General features: G+C 68.4%; 13 protein-coding genes. 9 read left to right on the top strand and 4 right to left on the bottom strand.

All coding sequences use genetic code 11. From position 1 onward, the window contains the following. The first annotated feature begins 66 nt into the window (after positions 1–66). From ACTWJ5_RS17615 to ACTWJ5_RS17605, 3 genes are read left to right on the top strand one after another with little or no spacing between them, the layout of a single operon-like run. On the top strand, positions 67–1,416 hold the full coding sequence (locus ACTWJ5_RS17615) for a TolC family outer membrane protein (RefSeq protein ID WP_043272926.1): 1,350 nt from the start codon (positions 67–69) through the stop codon (positions 1,414–1,416). 35 nt (positions 1,417–1,451) lie between these two features. Further along, on the top strand, positions 1,452–3,608 hold the full coding sequence (locus tag ACTWJ5_RS17610) for a type I secretion system permease/ATPase (RefSeq protein WP_444436208.1): 2,157 nt from the start codon (positions 1,452–1,454) through the stop codon (positions 3,606–3,608). Further along, entirely contained in the window at positions 3,598–4,968 is a 1,371-nt protein-coding gene (locus tag ACTWJ5_RS17605) for an HlyD family type I secretion periplasmic adaptor subunit (protein WP_444436207.1), read from the top strand. Before ACTWJ5_RS17610 ends, ACTWJ5_RS17605 begins: the two co-directional genes overlap by 11 nt. Positions 4,969–5,720: 752 nt before the next feature. Here the strand turns inward: ACTWJ5_RS17605 and ACTWJ5_RS17600 are convergent. Further along, a complete protein-coding gene (locus ACTWJ5_RS17600; RefSeq protein WP_009622248.1) occupies positions 5,721–6,188 on the bottom strand; it encodes a YbaK/EbsC family protein in 468 nt (155 codons plus the stop codon). Positions 6,189–6,451: 263 nt separating this feature from the next. On the opposite strand from ACTWJ5_RS17600, the gene ACTWJ5_RS17595 reads away from it, so the two are divergent. Next, entirely contained in the window at positions 6,452–6,877 is a 426-nt protein-coding gene (locus tag ACTWJ5_RS17595) for a YciI family protein (RefSeq protein ID WP_009622245.1), read from the top strand. Between the two features lie 18 nt (positions 6,878–6,895). Continuing rightward, the gene (locus ACTWJ5_RS17590) at positions 6,896–7,309 is read left to right on the top strand and encodes a VOC family protein (protein ID WP_253390319.1); all 414 of its coding nucleotides are present in this window, start codon (positions 6,896–6,898) and stop codon (positions 7,307–7,309) included. 36 nt (positions 7,310–7,345) lie between these two features. Here the strand turns inward: ACTWJ5_RS17590 and ACTWJ5_RS17585 are convergent, their stop codons facing one another. Then, positions 7,346–8,944 (bottom strand): arylsulfatase, encoded by a 1,599-nt coding sequence (locus ACTWJ5_RS17585; RefSeq protein WP_444436206.1) that lies wholly within the window; start codon positions 8,942–8,944, stop codon positions 7,346–7,348. 300 nt (positions 8,945–9,244) lie between these two features. On the opposite strand from ACTWJ5_RS17585, the gene ACTWJ5_RS17580 reads away from it, so the two are divergent. From ACTWJ5_RS17580 to pcaD, 4 genes are all read left to right on the top strand, one after another. Continuing rightward, positions 9,245–10,093 (top strand): CoA transferase subunit A, encoded by an 849-nt coding sequence (locus tag ACTWJ5_RS17580; RefSeq protein WP_009622241.1) that lies wholly within the window; start codon positions 9,245–9,247, stop codon positions 10,091–10,093. Then, the gene (locus ACTWJ5_RS17575) at positions 10,093–10,875 is read left to right on the top strand and encodes a CoA-transferase subunit beta (RefSeq protein ID WP_253390317.1); all 783 of its coding nucleotides are present in this window, start codon (positions 10,093–10,095) and stop codon (positions 10,873–10,875) included. The genes ACTWJ5_RS17580 and ACTWJ5_RS17575 overlap by 1 nt, the downstream gene beginning before the upstream one ends. Then, entirely contained in the window at positions 10,872–12,077 is a 1,206-nt protein-coding gene (gene pcaF, locus ACTWJ5_RS17570; RefSeq protein WP_444436205.1) for a 3-oxoadipyl-CoA thiolase, read from the top strand. The genes ACTWJ5_RS17575 and pcaF overlap by 4 nt, the downstream gene beginning before the upstream one ends. Positions 12,078–12,234: 157 nt before the next feature. Further along, a complete protein-coding gene (gene pcaD / locus ACTWJ5_RS17565) occupies positions 12,235–13,023 on the top strand; it encodes a 3-oxoadipate enol-lactonase (RefSeq protein ID WP_116423415.1) in 789 nt (262 codons plus the stop codon). A gap of 314 nt (positions 13,024–13,337) precedes the next feature. Here the strand turns inward: pcaD and ACTWJ5_RS17560 are convergent, their stop codons facing one another. Both ACTWJ5_RS17560 and ACTWJ5_RS17555 read right to left on the bottom strand, forming a co-directional pair. Next, a complete protein-coding gene (locus tag ACTWJ5_RS17560; protein WP_444436204.1) occupies positions 13,338–15,290 on the bottom strand; it encodes an acetoacetate--CoA ligase in 1,953 nt (650 codons plus the stop codon). Positions 15,291–15,404: 114 nt separating this feature from the next. After that, entirely contained in the window at positions 15,405–16,175 is a 771-nt protein-coding gene (locus ACTWJ5_RS17555; RefSeq protein WP_261748633.1) for a 3-hydroxybutyrate dehydrogenase, read from the bottom strand. Between the last annotated feature and the right edge of the window lie 24 nt (positions 16,176–16,199).

The raw sequence follows: 16,199 nt of genomic DNA, 5'->3' as shown, positions 1-16,199 counted from the left end.
TCCTTCGATGCCACCCCTGGGTACACGAATCGCTGTCCATATCCCTGCGATAAGGATGTTCAAACCATGCGTTTGCGTTTCGTGCCCCTGTTGCCCCTTGCGCTCTACTGCGCGGCCCCGGCCCATGCCACCACCCTGAACGAAGCCATGCAGCGCGCCATGGACGTGCACCCGGAAATCCAGGCCGGGGTGAACAGCCGCCTGGCCGCCGACCAACAACTGCGCGCCGCCCAGGGCGGCTACCTGCCTTCGGTCGACCTCACCGCCGGCTATGGCCGCGAGGGCGCCGACAACCCCACCACCCGCGGCGAGGGCGACCACTGGCGGACCATGAACCGCGGCGAGTCGGCGCTGAGCCTGCGGCAGATGGTGTTCGACGGCTTCGCCACCTCCAGCGAGGTGGGCCGCCAGAAGGCCACGGTGAATTCCCGCGCCTATGCGCTGCTGGGCACCGCCGAGCGCACCGGGCTGGAAGTGGCGCAGGTCTACACCGACGTGCTGCGCCGCCAGGAGATGGTCCGCCTGGCCGAGGAGAACCTGAAGAGCCACCAGCGCATCTACGACCAGATCAGCCTGCGCAGCGCCCGCGGCGTCGGCCGCCTGGCCGACCAGGACCAGGCCGAGGCGCGCCTGGCCCAGGCGCGCAACAACCTGCTCACCGAGCAGACCAACCTGGCCGATGCGCGCACCAACTACCTGAGCGTGGTCGGCGCCGAGCCGCTGGAGCTGAGTGAGCCGGCCGGCCTGCCGGGCCTGCTGCCGCAGGACCTGCAGGACGCGCGCCGGCAGTTGCTGGAGAACAGCCCGATCCTGCGTTCGGCCGAGTCCGACGTGGCCGCCGCCGAGAAGCAGTACGAAGCGGCCAAGGCGCCGTTCTACCCGCGCTTCGACGCCGAGCTGTCGCGCAATGCCGACAACAACCTCTCCGGCGACCCGGGCCACAACAACGATTGGCAGGCCATGCTGCGCATGCGCTACAACCTGTTCGCCGGCGGCAGCAACAAGGCCGAGCTGCAGTCCAAGTCGTACCTGGCCAACCAGGCCCTGGACGTGCGCAACAACGCCCTGCGCCAGCTCAACGAGGAACTCGGCCTGGCCTGGAACGCCCTGGCCAACGCCCGCGATCAGCTGCCCATTGCTCGCCAGTACGTGGACTACAGCAGCCGCGTGCGCGAGGCCTACCAGAAGCAGTTCAGCATCGGCGAACGCACCCTGCTGGACCTGCTGGACAGCGAGAACGAACTGTTCAACGCCTCGCGCCGTCTGGTCGACCTGCGCTACACCGAGCTGTTCACCCAGTACCGGGTGAAGGCCACCCTGGGCGAGCTGCTCAAGAGTCAGGGCGTGGTCGCGCCCCTGGCCAGCGTGGCCAGCGAAGACGTCAAACCCCAGGTGCAGCTGCCCGGCCTCAACTGAGCCGGCCGCGCGCCCAACCCCCGGAGTAGCCCCGCGTGGATCAGGAAACCAGCCAAGTCCCCTTGAGTCGTGATCCGCGCGTCCTGCTGGACGACCCGCTGCTGGACAGCCTGCTGAGCCTCTGCGCGCTGCATCGCAAGCCGGCCAGCCGGGCGATGCTCACCAGTGGCCTGCCGCTGCCCGGGCAGCGCCTGTCCGCCGAGCTGCTGCCGCGCGCGGCGGCCCGCGCCGGCTTGCAGGGGCGCCTGCTGCGGCGGCCGCTGGAGCGGATCCCGGCCATCGCGCTGCCGGCCATGCTGCTGCTGCGCGACGGCCGCTGCGCCGTGCTGCTGGGCTGGGAGGCCGGCGGCGAGGCGCGCCTGCTGCTCAGCGAAAGCGACGGCGGCGAAGTGCGGGTGGCCCGCGAGCTGCTGGCCGAGGACTACGCCGGCCAGGCCTTCTTCGCCCAGCCGCAGCACCAGCATGACCTGCAGCACGGCGAGATGATCCCCCGCGCGCGGCGCTGGTTCCGCGACACGCTGCTGCGCTCGCGCTGGCTGTACGTCGATGCGGTGGCGGCGAGTCTGCTGATCAACCTCATCGCCCTGGCCGCGCCGCTGTTCGTGATGAACGTCTACGACCGCGTGGTGCCCAACCAGGCCGCCGCCACCCTGTGGGTGCTGGCCGTCGGCATCAGCGGCGCCTACCTGTTCGACCTGCTGCTCAAGACCTTGCGTGGCCTGTGCCTGGACCTGGCCGGCAAGAAGACCGACCTGATCATCAGCGCGACGCTCTTCGAGCGCATCGTCGGCATGGACCTGAAGCAGCGCCCGGCGCGGGTCGGCAGCTTCGCCCAGAACATCCACGAGTTCCAGACGCTGCGCGACTTCCTCGCCTCGCTGACGCTGACCAGCCTGATCGACCTGCCGTTCACCCTGCTGATCCTGCTGGTGATCGGCATCATCGGCGGGCCGCTGGTGTTCGTCCCGCTGCTGGCTTTCCCGCTGGCCGCCGGCATCGGCTGGCTGCTGCAGAAGCCGCTGGTGGAAACCATGAACCGCACCATGGCCCTGGCCGCCGAGCGCCAGTCGAGCCTGATCGAGACCCTCGCCGGGCTCGACGCGGTCAAGGTCAACAACGCCGAGAGCGAGCGCCAGTACTTGTGGGAGCAGACCATCGGCACCCTCGGCCGCCTGGAGCTGCGCGTCAAGCTGCTGTCCAGCCTGGCGATGAACCTGACGCTGCTGATCCAGGCCCTGGCCGGGGTGGTGATGATCATCGGCGGCGTCTACCTGATCATCGCCGGCGACCTCAGCATGGGCGGCCTGATCGCCTGCTACATGCTCAACGGCCGCGCCCTCGGCCCGCTGACCCAGCTCTCCGGGCTGATCCAGCGCTACCAGCAGGCGCGCCTGACCATGCACAGCACCGACCAGATGATGGCCCTGGAGCAGGAGCGCAGCAGCAGCGAGCGCCCGCTGAGCCGCCAGCAACTGCAGGGCGGCATCGAGCTGCGCCAGCTGAACTTCGCCTACCCGAACCAGCAGGTCGAGGCGCTGCACGACGTCAACCTGGTGATCCGCCCCGGCGAGAAGGTCGGCATCATCGGCCGCAGCGGCTCGGGCAAGAGCTCCCTGGCCAAGCTGATCGTCGGCCTGCACCGCGCCGACGAAGGCAGCCTGCTGGTGGACGGCGTCGACACGCGGCAGCTGGACGTCAGCGACCTGCGTCACAACATCGGCTACCTGCCCCAGGACATCAACCTGTTCAGCGGCAGCCTGCGCGACAACCTGGTGGCCGGCGCGCGCTACGTCGACGACGAGACGGCGCTGCGCGCCGCCGAACTGGCCGGGGTGCACGAGTTCGCCCGGCTGCACCCGCAGGGCTACGAACTGCAGGTGGGCGAGCGCGGCCTGAACCTCTCCGGCGGCCAGCGGCAGAACGTCGCCCTGGCCCGCGCGCTGCTGCTGGACCCGCCGATCCTGCTGCTCGACGAGCCGACCAGCTCCATGGACAACGCCGGCGAAGAACTCCTGAAGCAGCGCCTGCAGCCGCTCATCGCCGACAAGACGCTGCTGCTGGTCACCCACCGCGCCTCCATGCTCAGCCTGGTGGAGCGCCTGGTGATCGTCGACCGCGGGCGGATCATCGCCGACGGGCCGAAGGACGTGGTGTTGGACGCATTGAAGAAGGGGCAGATCAGTGTCGCTTAATCCGTTCGGCCTCTTCGGCCAGTCCATCCGCGGCTATTTCCGCGGCAGCGAAGACCTTTCCGGGCAGCCGCTGCCGGAAGTCAGCAAGGCCCTGGTGGAGGACGCCCCGCGGGTGGTGCGCCTGACCATCTGGGCGCTGGTCGGCTTCGCCCTGTTCCTCGGCCTGTGGGCGCATTTCGCCGAGATCGACGAGGTGACCCGCGGCGAAGGCAAGGCGATTCCCTCGTCCAAGGTGCAGAAGATCCAGAACCTGGAAGGCGGCATCGTCTCGCAGATATTCGTCCACGAAGGCCAGGTGGTGCAGGCCGGCGAATCGCTGATGCGCCTGGACCCGACGCGCTTCCAGTCCAACGTCGGCGAGACCGAGGCCGACCGCCTGGCCATGTTCCTGCGCGTTGAGCGCCTTTCCGCCGAGGTGGGGGACCGCGAGCTGCGCATCCCCGACGACGTCCGCGCCAAGGTCCCGGGCCAGGCCGGCAGCGAGGAGGCGCTGTTCCAGAGCCGTCAGCAGCAGCTCAAGGACGAGGTCGCCGGCCTGGAGCAGCAACTGGTGCAGAAGCAGCAGGAGCTGCGCGAGTTCGCCTCCAAGCAGGCGCAGTACCGCAACAGCCTGGAGCTGCTGCGCCAGGAGATCGCCATGTCCGCGCCGCTGGTGGGGCAGGGCGCCATGTCCCAGGTGGAGCTGCTGCGCCTCAAGCGCGCCGAGGTGGAGAACCGCGGCCAGCTGGACGCCACCAGCCTGGCCATCCCCCGCGCCGAGGCGGCGATCAAGGAAGTCGAGCGCAAGGTCGCCGAGACCCGCGCGCGCTTCCGCAGCGACGCGCTCAAGGAACTCAACGAGGCGCGCACCGACCTGAGCAAGGCCGAGGCCACCGGCAGGGCCCTGGAGGACAGGGTCAACCGCACCCTGGTCACCTCGCCGGTGCGCGGCATCGTCAAGCAGCTGCTGGTGAACACCATCGGCGGGGTGATCCAGCCGGGCAGCGACCTGGTGGAAATCGTCCCGCTGGACGACACCCTGCTGGTGGAAGCGCGCATCCGCCCGCAGGACATCGCCTTCCTGCATCCCGGACAGAAGGCCATGGTCAAGTTCACCGCCTACGACTACACCATCTACGGCGGCCTGCCGGCGGAACTGGAGCAGATAGGCGCCGACACCGTCACCGACGAAGACGGCAACAGCTTCTACCTGATCAAGCTGCGCACCCGCAAAAGCCACCTGGGCAGCGACGAGAAACCGCTGCTGATCATCCCCGGGATGGTCGCCAGCGTGGACATCATGACGGGCAAGAAGAGCATCCTCAGCTACCTGCTCAAGCCCATCCTGCGGGCGCGGGCGGAGGCTTTGCGGGAGCGTTGAGGCGTACCGCTGGCGACGCTGGCATTTTCGTAGGAGCGAGCTTGCTCGCGAACGGAGTTCCCCGGTGGCTGTGGTGTATCGGGTTGACTCCATTCCCTCTCCCCAACCCTCTCCCTGAAGGGAGAGGGGGCTGTCCGGAGTGGGTGGGGAATTCGGAGTCATCCTGAAACTCCTCACTCCCCTCGTCATTCCCGCGAACGCGGGAACCCCGTGACTGTGCAGGGCTCGTGCGGAAGTTTTGCAGGAGCGCCAAGGGCACTTGTAGGAGCGAGCTTGCTCGCGAACTGTGTTTCCCGGCGGCTGCGGTGCTTTCGGTGGACTCCGCACCCTCTCCCCAACCCTCTCCCTGAAGGGAGAGGGGGCTGTTCGGAGTGGGTGGGGAATTCGGAGTCATCCTGAAACTCCTCACTCCCCCCGTCATTCCCGCGAACGCGGGAACCCAGTGACTGTGCAGGGCTCGTGCAGAGGTTCTGCGGGAGCGCCAAGGGCTCTTGTAGGAGCGAGCTTGCTCGCGAACTGTGTTTCCCGGCGGCTGCGGTGCTTTCGGTGGACTCCGTACCCTCTCCCCAACCCTCTCCCTGAAGGGAGAGGGGGCTAGTCCCTGGTTTTAGCCAGCAGTCACGGTACTAGCCGTCTGACTCTAGAACTTCAGCGTCTGCCCAACGGTCCCCTCTCCCTTCAGGGAGAGGCCTAGGGAGAGGGCGCTCTTCATGCTCTTCGAATTCCTCCCGCCCCTCAACCCCCACATGACCTCAAACCGGCTCCTGGCAAACATCCACCCAATCGGCCTCGACCAGGCTCGCCAGGCGTTCCGGGGCGATGCGCACGGCGCTGTGCAGGGCTCCGGCCGCCGGCAGCACCTCATCGAAGGCGCGCAGCGACACATCGCAGTACACCGGCAGCGGGCTGGCCAGGCCGAAGGGGCAGACGCCGCCCACCGGGTGGCCGGTGAGTTCCACCACTTCCTCGGCGCCGAGCATCTTCGCCTTGCCGCCCAGGGCTTCCTTGAGCTTGCGGTTGTCCAGGCGGGCGTCGCCGCGGGCGACCACCAGCACGGTGCGCTCGCCCACCCGCAGCGACAGCGTCTTGGCGATGCGCCCCGGCTCCACGCCGTGGGCCTCGGCGGCCAGGGCGACGGTGGCGGTGCTGGTGTCCAGTTCGATGATGGCGATGTCGGGGGCCTTCTCGGCGAAGAAGGCGCGGACCGATTCCAGGCTCATGCTGGGGCTCCTTGCTCGGGGTTTCTCGGGAACCGGCCAATCTAGGGCCTCGGGCGGCGGGCGTCCAGCCTGGCGGGTGCGTTCGTCGCGCCGGCTTGCCCGGTCGCCGGGCCTGTCTATCGTTCTTCCTGTTTGCCGCCATCGCCGCCCGGGCGGTGCCGACGAACGGTCTGCGCTGTTGTCGATCGCGCCCCGCGCGCATCGACTACCAGGCAGAGCGGGGCAGTGGGCCCACTCGACTTCACGAGAAGAGGAGAACCACCATGCGCTTCATGGCGATAGTCAAGGCCACCGCGGATTCGGAGGCCGGCGTCATGCCCTCGGAAGAGCTGCTGACGGCCATGGGCAAGTTCAACGAGGAACTGGTCGCCGCCGGGGTGATGCTCGCCGGCGAAGGCCTGCAGCCCAGTTCGAAGGGCGCCCGGGTGCGTTTCGATGGCGCCTCGCGCACGGTCGTCGACGGTCCCTTCGCCGAGACCCGCGAGCTGATCGCCGGCTTCTGGCTGCTGCAGTGCGATTCGCTGCAGGAATGCATCGACTGGATCAAGCGCTGCCCCAGCCCCTTCGACGGCCCGTCGGAGATCGAGATCCGCCAGGTCTTCGAAGCCGAGGACTTCGGCGCCGAATTCACCGAGGAACTGCGCGAACAGGAAGAACGCCTGCGCGCCCGCATCGCCGGCAAGGACTGAGCCGGCAGGAGACTCCAGATGAAAATCCAGGCCTACCTGATCTTCGACGGCAACTGCGAGCAAGCCTTCACCCGCTACGCCGAGGTGCTCGGCGGCAAGCTGCCGATGCTCATGCGCTTCAAGGACGCCCCGGACATGGGGCAGACTCCACCCGACGCCGCCGACCGCGTGATGCACGTGCGCCTGGAGGTTGGCGACCAGGTGCTGATGGGTTCGGACAACTGCCCGCCGATGCCCTACGAGGGCACCAAGGGCGTGTCCGTCTCCCTGCAGGTGGACAGCAAGGCCGAGGCCCGGCGCATCTACGAGGCCCTGAGCGAAGGCGGCCAGGTCACCATGGAACTGCAGCAGACCTTCTGGGCCGCCGCCTTCGCCATGTTCACCGACCGCTTCGGGGTGCCCTGGATGGTCAACTGCGAGCAGGACCGCTGAGCGCTGCCCAAGGCGGGCCCAGCGGATGGCGCGGCCTCAGGGCTTGCCGGCCGCCTGGGCCTGCTGCTTCAGGCGTTCGGCGATCTTCTGGTCCACGTCCTGCTGCACCTGGTCGATGCTGAAGCTGGCCGGGCGCTGGCTCGGCGGCCACTCGACGAAGCTCTGCAGGAACTGCGCGGCGCGCAGGGTGCCGAAGGCGATCAGGTGGCCGTTGTCCACCAGCCATTTGTTGTACTGGTTGGACACCACGTCGGCGCTCTCGTACGGGTCCATGCGCAGGTTGTACAGCTTGGGCACCCGCAGGCAGACGAAGGGCTCGCTCCACACCTCGAAGCCGCCGGGCTTGCGCTGCTCGCAGAACACCAGCTTCCAGTCGCCGAAGCGCGTGGCCACCAGCAGGCCGTCGTCGTTGAAGTAGTAGAAGTCGTCGCGCGCGCCCTTGGGCGCCTTGCCGGTGAGGTAGGCGAGCTGGTCGTAGCCGTCCAGGTGCACCTTGAAGCTCGGCCCGCCGCTCAGCGGCGCCCAGCCCTTGAGCAGCTTCTGCTTCACCTCGGGCACGCCGGCGGCGGCGAGCAGGGTGGGGAACCAGCCCAGCCCGGAGAACATCTCGTTGGACACCTGCCCGGCCTGGATGTGGCCCGGCCAGCGGACCATCGCCGGCACGCGGAAGGCGCCCTCGTAGTTGGAGTTCTTCTCGTTGCGGAACGGGCTGGTGGCGGCGTCCGGCCAAGTGTAGCGGTTCGGGCCGTTGTCGGTGGTGTAGACGACGATGGTGTTGTCGCTGATCTTCAGGTCGTCCAGCGCCTTGAGCAGCTTGCCCACGTCGCCGTCGTGCTCGAGCATGCCGTCGGCGTAAATGTTGTCGGGCATGCCGCTCTGGCCCTTCATCGAGTCGCGCACGTAGGTGTTGGCGTGCATGCGCGTGGTGTTCATCCAGACGAAGAACGGCTTGTCGGCCTTGGCCTGCTTGTCGATGAAGTTGATCGCCGCCTGGGTGGTCTCGTCATCGATGGTTTGCATGCGCTTCTTGTTCAGCGCGCCGGTGTCCTCGATGCGGCCGTCGGCATAGGAGTGGATCACCCCGCGCGGCATGAAGTGCTTGGCCAGCGGGTCGTTCGGGTCCTTCGGCCAGGTGGGCGACTCGGGGGCCTCCTCGACGTTGAGGTGGTAGAGGTTGCCGAAGAACTCGTCGAAGCCGTGGTTGGTCGGCAGGTATTCGTCGCGGTCGCCCAGGTGGTTCTTGCCGAACTGCCCGGTGGCGTAGCCGGCGGCCTTGAGCGCCTGGGCGATGGTGATGTCGCGCGCCTGCAGGCCCACCGGCGAGCCGGGGATGCCGACCTTGGTCAGGCCGGTGCGCAGCGGCGACTGCCCGGTGATGAAGCTGGCGCGGCCGGCGGTGCAGCTGTTCTCCGCGTAGTAGTCGGTGAACAGCATGCCTTCGTGGGCGATGCGGTCGATGTTCGGCGTCTTGTAGCCGAGCAGGCCCATGGAATAGGCGCTGATGTTCGACTGGCCGATGTCGTCGCCGAAGATCACCAGGATGTTCGGTTTCTCCGCCGCGCCGGCGACCAGGGTGGTGGCGGCCAAGGCGGCGGCCAGGGCGAGGCGGGGCAACCAACTGCGTGTGCGCTGCATGGCGCGGCTCTCCGTAAGGCTTGGGGTACGGGCCCGGCATGGGGCTGGGAGAGGGCATTGATAGCGGCGGGCAGGGCGGGCGCCTATCGCACCGAAGCACGACATTCATCAGCGTGATGGTATGACTGTGCGCTGTAGGGAATGCGGGTTGGCGGGCATGACAGGAGGATGTGGGGCTGACAGAAATGTTCGATAATCGTACCGATAGTCGATAATCGCATTGTTTGGCCCCCGGCCCCGGCGCTACTGTCTTGCCCATCGGCATCCACGGATGCCCTGGACCCCAAGACGAGACCGACAATGGCTGAACTCCTGACCCTGCGCGAAGCGGTCGAGCGTTTCGTGAACGACGGCGATACCGTCGCCCTCGAAGGCTTCACCCACCTGATCCCCACCGCCGCTTCCCACGAACTCATCCGCCAGGGCAAGAAAGACCTGCACCTGGTGCGCATGACTCCCGACCTGGTCTACGACCTGCTGATCGGCGCCGGCTGCGCCCGCAAACTGACCTTCTCCTGGGGCGGCAACCCCGGCGTGGGTTCGCTGCACCGCCTGCGCGACGCGGTGGAGAAGGGCTGGCCGCAGCCGCTGGAGATCGACGAGCACAGCCACGCCGACCTGGCCAACTCCTACGTGGCCGGCGCCTCCGGCCTGCCGTTCGCGGTGCTGCGCGCCTACGCCGGCTCCGACCTGCCGAAGGTCAACCCGAACATCAAGTTCATCAACTGCCCGTTCACCGGTGAGCAGCTGGCCGCCGTGCCCTCGGTGCGCCCGGACGTCACCGTGATCCACGCGCAGAAGGCCGACCGCAAGGGCAACGTGCTGCTGTGGGGCATCCTCGGCGTGCAGAAGGAAGCCGCCCTGGCCGCCAAGCGCTGCATCGTCACCGTGGAAGAGATCGTCGACGACCTCAACGCGCCGATGAACGCCTGCGTGCTGCCGACCTGGGCGCTGTCCGCCGTCTGCCACGTGCCCGGCGGCGCGCACCCGTCCTACGCCCACGGCTACTACGAGCGCGACAACCGCTTCTACCAGGCCTGGGACCCGATCGCCCGCGACCGCGAGACCTTCACCGCCTGGATCGACACCTACATCCGTGGCACTAAGGATTTCGCCGAGTTCCAGAAGAAAATCGCGGAGGGCAAATGATGAGCGCCTACAGCACCAATGAAATGATGACCGTGGCCGCCGCCCGCCGCCTGAAGAACGGCGCGGTCTGCTTCGTCGGCATCGGCCTGCCGTCCAAGGCCGCCAACCTGGCGCGCCTGACTTCCTCGCCGGACGTGGTCCTGATCTACGAATCCGGCCCCATCGGCGCCAAGCCCAGCGTGCTGCCGCTGTCCATCGGCGACGGCGAGCTGGCCGAAACCGCCGACACCGTGGTGCCCACCGGCGAAATCTTCCGCTACTGGCTGCAGGGCGGGCGTATCGACGTCGGCTTCCTCGGCGCCGCCCAGGTCGACCGCTTCGGCAACATCAACACCACCGTCATCGGCGACTACGACAAGCCGAAGGTGCGCCTGCCCGGCGCCGGCGGCGCCCCGGAGATCGCCGGTTCCGCCAAGGAAGTGCTGATCATCCTCAAGCAGTCGCACCGCACCTTCGTCGACAAGCTGGCCTTCATCACCTCGGTCGGCTTTGGCGAGGGCGGCGACCACCGCCAGCAGCTCGGCCTGCCCGGCAAGGGCCCGGTGGCGATCATCACCGACCTGTGCATCATGGAGCCGGAAGCCGGCAGCAACGAATTCATCGTCACCGCGCTGCACCCGGGCGTGAGCCGCGAGCAGGTGATCGAGAACACCGGCTGGGCCATCCGCTTCGCCGAGCAGGTCGTCGAGACCGTGGCGCCCACCGAGGTCGAGCTGGAAGCCCTGCGCGCCCTGGAAGCCCGCACCGCGGCCGCCCACGGCCAGCAAGGGGGTGAGGAATGAGCCGCGAGGTCTACATCTGCGACGCCGTGCGCACGCCCATCGGCCGCTTCGGCGGCGCGCTCTCGGCGGTGCGCGCCGACGACCTGGCGGCCACCCCGATCAAGGCCCTGGTCGAGCGCAACCCGCAGGTCGACTGGGCGCAGCTGGACGAGGTCTACCTCGGCTGCGCCAACCAGGCCGGCGAGGACAACCGCAACGTCGCGCGCATGGCGCTGCTGCTGGCCGGCCTGCCGGAGAGCATCCCCGGCGTGACCCTCAACCGCCTCTGCGCCTCGGGCATGGACGCGGTGGGCACGGCCTTCCGCGCCATCGCCAGCGGCGAGATCGAACTGGCCATCGCCGGCGGCGTGGAATCCATGTCCCGCGCGCCCTACGTGATGGGCAAGGCCGACAGCGCCTTCGGCCGCGGCCAGAAGATCGAGGACACCACCATCGGCTGGCGCTTCATCAACCCGCTGATGAAGGCCCAGTACGGCGTCGACGCCATGCCGCAGACCGCCGACAACGTCGCCGACGACTACCAGGTCAGCCGCGCCGACCAGGACGCCTTCGCCCTGCGCAGCCAGCAACTGGCCGGGCGCGCCCAGGCCGCCGGCTACTTCGCCGAGGAAATCGTCCCGGTGGTGATCAAGGGCCGCAAGGGCGAGACCGTCGTCGATACCGACGAGCACCCGCGTCCGGACACCACCGCCGAAGCCCTGGCCAAGCTCAAGCCGGTCAACGGCCCGGACAAGACCGTCACCGCCGGCAACGCCTCGGGCGTCAACGACGGCTCGGTGGCGCTGATCCTGGCTTCCGCCGAGGCGGTGAAGAAGCATGGCCTCAAGCCCCGCGCCAAGGTGCTGGGCATGGCCAGCGCCGGCGTCGCCCCGCGGGTCATGGGCATCGGCCCGGTGCCGGCGGTGCGCAAGCTGCTGGAGCGCCTGAACCTGGCGGTGAGCGACTTCGACGTCATCGAACTGAACGAGGCCTTCGCCGCCCAGGGCCTGGCGGTCACCCGCGAGCTGGGCATCGCCGACGACGACGCGCGGGTCAACCCCAACGGCGGCGCCATCGCCCTCGGCCACCCGCTGGGCGCCAGCGGCGCACGTCTGGTCCTGACTGCCGTGCACCAGTTGGAGAAAAGCGGCGGCAAGCGCGGCCTGTGCACCATGTGCGTGGGCGTGGGGCAGGGTGTGGCGCTGGCGGTTGAGCGCGTCTGAGGCTGTCCATTGGTTTCCCGCGTTCGCGGGAATGACGGGTCGAGAGTCGTGTTTTCCGACGTCATTCCCGCGAACGCGGGAACCCAGCGACTGAAACTGCAATAATCCCGGCGCCCGCATTCCAGCGGGCGCCGCCATGAACGAACGGGAGTCCCCGATGCCTACCGTCAAGCTCGCCGACGGCGAACTGAACTACCTCCTCGAAGGCCCGGCCGGCGCGCCGGTGCTGGTGCTGTCCAACTCCCTGGGCACCGACCTGCACATGTGGGACGCGCAGATCCCGGCCTTCACCCAACACTTCCAGGTGCTGCGCTACGACACCCGCGGCCACGGCGCCTCGCTGGTCAGCGCAGGCCCCTACAGCATCGAACAGCTCGGTGGCGACGTGCTGGCCCTGCTGGACGCGCTGAACATCGCCAAGGCCAGCTTCTGCGGCCTGTCCATGGGCGGCCTGATCGGCCAGTGGCTGGCGATCAACGCCCCCGAGCGCATCGAGCGCCTGGTGCTGTGCAACACCGCCGCGAAGATCGGCACTCCGGAAGTCTGGAATCCGCGCATCGACACCGTGCTCTCCGGCGGCGCCCAGGCCATGCGCGACCTGCGCGATGCTTCCATCTCGCGCTGGTTCACCGCCGACTTCGCCGAGGCCCAGCCGGGCAAGGTCGAGCCCATAGTAGCCATGCTGGCGCAGACCTCGCCGGAAGGCTACGCGGCCAACTGCGCCGCGGTGCGCGACGCCGACTTCCGCGAACAGCTGGGCGCCATCCGCGCGCCGACCCTGGTCGTCTGCGGCAGCGGCGACCCGGTGACCACCACCGAGCACGGCCGCTTCATGCAGGAACGCATCCAGGGCGCCGAGCTGGTGGAATTCCACGCCGCGCACCTGTCCAACGTCCAGGCCGGCGACGCCTTCAGCGACAAGGTGCTGGCCTTCCTCCGCGCTTGATGTTCCGGCGGCGCAACTGTCTTGCCGACTGCGCCGAGGTGTTTTTCGTAGGATGGGTTGAGCTTGCGATACCCATCGGACCCTGGTGATGGGTATCGCTTCGCTCAACCCATCCTACGGGGTGCCAGCCGCGGTGGTTCTATGTAGGAGCGCGCCCTGCGCGCGATTCGCGGGCAGGGCCCGCTCCTACAGGTTGACGCCGAGTTTTCCGTTCGCGCCGAACGGCCCCCTCTCCCTCTGGGAGAGGGCTGGGGTGAGGGAACGGAATCACCCCGAACCTCAGCGGCCCCGGCCAACACCGTCGATTGCTCGCCTCAGGATTTCAACGCCTCCAGCTCCCGATACAACTCCAGCGCCTGCGGGTTGGCCAGGGCGTCGGTGTTCTTCACCGGCCTGCCGTGCACCACGTTGCGTACCGCCAGCTCGACTATCTTGCCGCTGAGGGTGCGGGGGATGTCGGCCACCGCGATGATCTTCGCTGGCACGTGGCGCGGGGTGGTGTTGGCGCGGATGGTCCGGCGGATTTTCTCCTGTAGCGCCTCGTCCAGCTGCACGCCTTCGCGCAGGCGCACGAACAGCACCACGCGCACGTCGCCTTGCCAGTCCTGGCCGATGGCGATGGATTCCAGCACCTCGTCGACCTTTTCCACCTGGCGGTAGATTTCCGCCGTGCCGATGCGCACGCCGCCGGGGTTGAGCACGGCGTCGGAGCGGCCGTGGATCACCAGGCCGCCGTGGGCGGTTTCTTCGGCATAGTCGCCGTGGGCCCAGATGCCGGGGAAGGTGGCGAAGTAGGCGTCGTGGAATTTCTCGCCCTGCGGATCGTTCCAGAAGCCCACCGGGATTGATGGGAAATGCCGGGTGCAGACCAGCTCGCCCTTGCCGCTGCGCAGGCGCCTGCCGTCGTCGTCCCAGACTTCCACCGCCATGCCCAGGCCCTTGCATTGCAGCTCGCCGCGCCACACCGGCGCCGTGGGATTGCCCAAGGCGAAGCAGGAGACGATGTCGGTGCCGCCGGAGATGGACGACAGGCACAGGTCGGCCTTGATGTCGCGGTACACGTAGTCGAAGCTCTCGTGGGCCAGCGGCGAGCCGGTGGAGAGCAGCGTTTGCAGGCTGTCCAGGCTATGCGTCTGCGCTGGCTTCACGCCGGCTTTTTCCAGCGCTGCGATGTACTTGGCGCTGGTGCCGAAGACCTTGATGGCCTCGGCGTCGACCAGGTCCATCAGCCGCTCCGGGCCGGGGTGGAAGGGCGAGCCGTCGTAGAGCACCAGGCTGGCGCCCACCGCCAGGCCCGAGACCAGCCAGTTCCACATCATCCAGCCGCAGGTGGTGTAGTAGAACAGCACGTCGCCGGAGTGCAGGTCGGTGTGCAGCGCGTGTTCCTTGAGGTGCTGCAGCAGCACGCCGCCGGTGGAATGGACGATGCACTTGGGCACGCCGGTGGTGCCGCTGGAGTAGAGGATGTACAGCGGATGGGCGAAGGGCACCGGAGTGAATTCGGGTTCGCCGCCGCTCTGGTAGAAGTCGTTCCACAGGGTGATTCGCGCAACGGATTTGCAATCCGTCGCACGGATCTCCGGGCGCGCATAAGGCACCAGCACCAGCTCTTGCAGAGAGGGTAACTGCGCCAGTATCTCGTTGAGCTTGTCGGTCAGGTCCAGCACCTTGCCGGCGTAGCGGTAGCCGGCGCAGGCGATCAGCACCTTGGGCTCGATCTGGCCGAAGCGGTCGATCACCCCCTGGGTGCCGAAGTCCGGCGAGCAGCTCGACCAGGTGGCGCCCAGGCTGGTGGCGGCGAGCATGCCCACCAGCGTCTGCCAGGTGTTGGGCATGAAGGCCGCCACGCGGTCGCCCACGCCCACCCCGGCAGCGCGCAGGCTGCGTTGCAGGCCGGCGACCTGGGCGGCCAGCTCGGCATGGCTGAGGCTTTCGCGGCTGCCGTCTTCGCCGATGGCCACCACCGCCGTGGCCTCGTCACGGTGGCGCAGCAGGTGCTCGGCGAAGTTCAGGGTGGCGCCGGGGAACCAGCGCGCGTCGGGCATCCGCGGGCCTTCCTCCAGCACCGTGCGCGGCGGGCTGTGGAAGCGCACGTCGAAGCTGTCGACGATGGCCTGCCAGAAGGCCTCGCGGTGCTCGATGCTCCAGGCATGCAGGGCGGGGTAGTCGGCCAGTTCCAGGCCGTGGCGCTGGTTGACCTGGCGGCGGAAGGCATCCATCCGGCTGGCGGTGATGCGTTCGGCGGAAGGGGTCCACAAGGGCTTCATAGCGGCGTCCGTCCATCCACTGCTTGTCCTGTCAGTGTGGCACGGGATGGCGACGCCTTCCGCCCAGCGATGAACCTGCGATGGCCCCCGCCGGCTGGCGGCGGGGGCGGGCGCTCACTGGGCGACCCAGCCACCGTCCATGTTCCAGGCGGCGCCGCGCACCTGGGCGGCGGCCTCGCTGCAGAGGAACAGCGCCAGCTCGCCCAGTTGTTCGGGGGTGACGAACTCCAGCGACGGCTGCTTTTCCGCCAGCAGGTCGTGGCGCGCCTGCTCTGGGCTGGCGCCCTCGGCTATGCGCGCGTCTATCTGCTTCTGCACCAGCGGCGTCAGCACCCAGCCGGGGCAGATGGCGTTGCAGGTGATGGGGGTGGTGGCGGTTTCCAGGGCGATGCTCTTGGTCAGGCCGATCACCCCGTGCTTGGCGGCGACGTAGGCGCTCTTGCCGGCGGAGGCCACCAGGCCGTGGGTGGAGGCGACGTTGACGATGCGCCCCCAGTTGCGCCGGCGCATGCCCGGCAGCGCCAGGCGGGTGCTGTGGAACACCGCGGAGAGGTTGATGGCGATGATCGCGTTCCAGCGTTCCACCGGGAAGTCTTCCACGGCGTCCACGTGCTGGATGCCGGCGTTGTTGACCAGGATGTCCAGCGCGCCGAACTCGCGCTCGACGTAGGCGATCATCTCGGCGATCTGCGCCGGCTCGGCCATGTCCGCCGGGTGGTGGCCGATCCGCGTGCCGTGGCGGCCCAGCTCGGTCAGGGCGCCCTCGACATCGCCGAAGCCGTTGATCACCACCTGGGCGCCGGCCGCGGCCAGGCTGTGGGCGATGCCCAGGCCGATGCCGCTGGTGGCGCCGGTGACCAGCGCGATCTTGCCTTTGAGGTTCATGGTCGTTTCTCCTGCCTGTGGCGG

It is taken from the genome of Pseudomonas sp. A6 (genome assembly GCF_052367875.1).
Classification (GTDB): Bacteria; Pseudomonadota; Gammaproteobacteria; order Pseudomonadales; family Pseudomonadaceae; genus Pseudomonas; species Pseudomonas citronellolis.
Note: the sequence above shows the minus strand (reverse complement) of the source record. Positions and strands in the feature narration are given on the sequence as shown.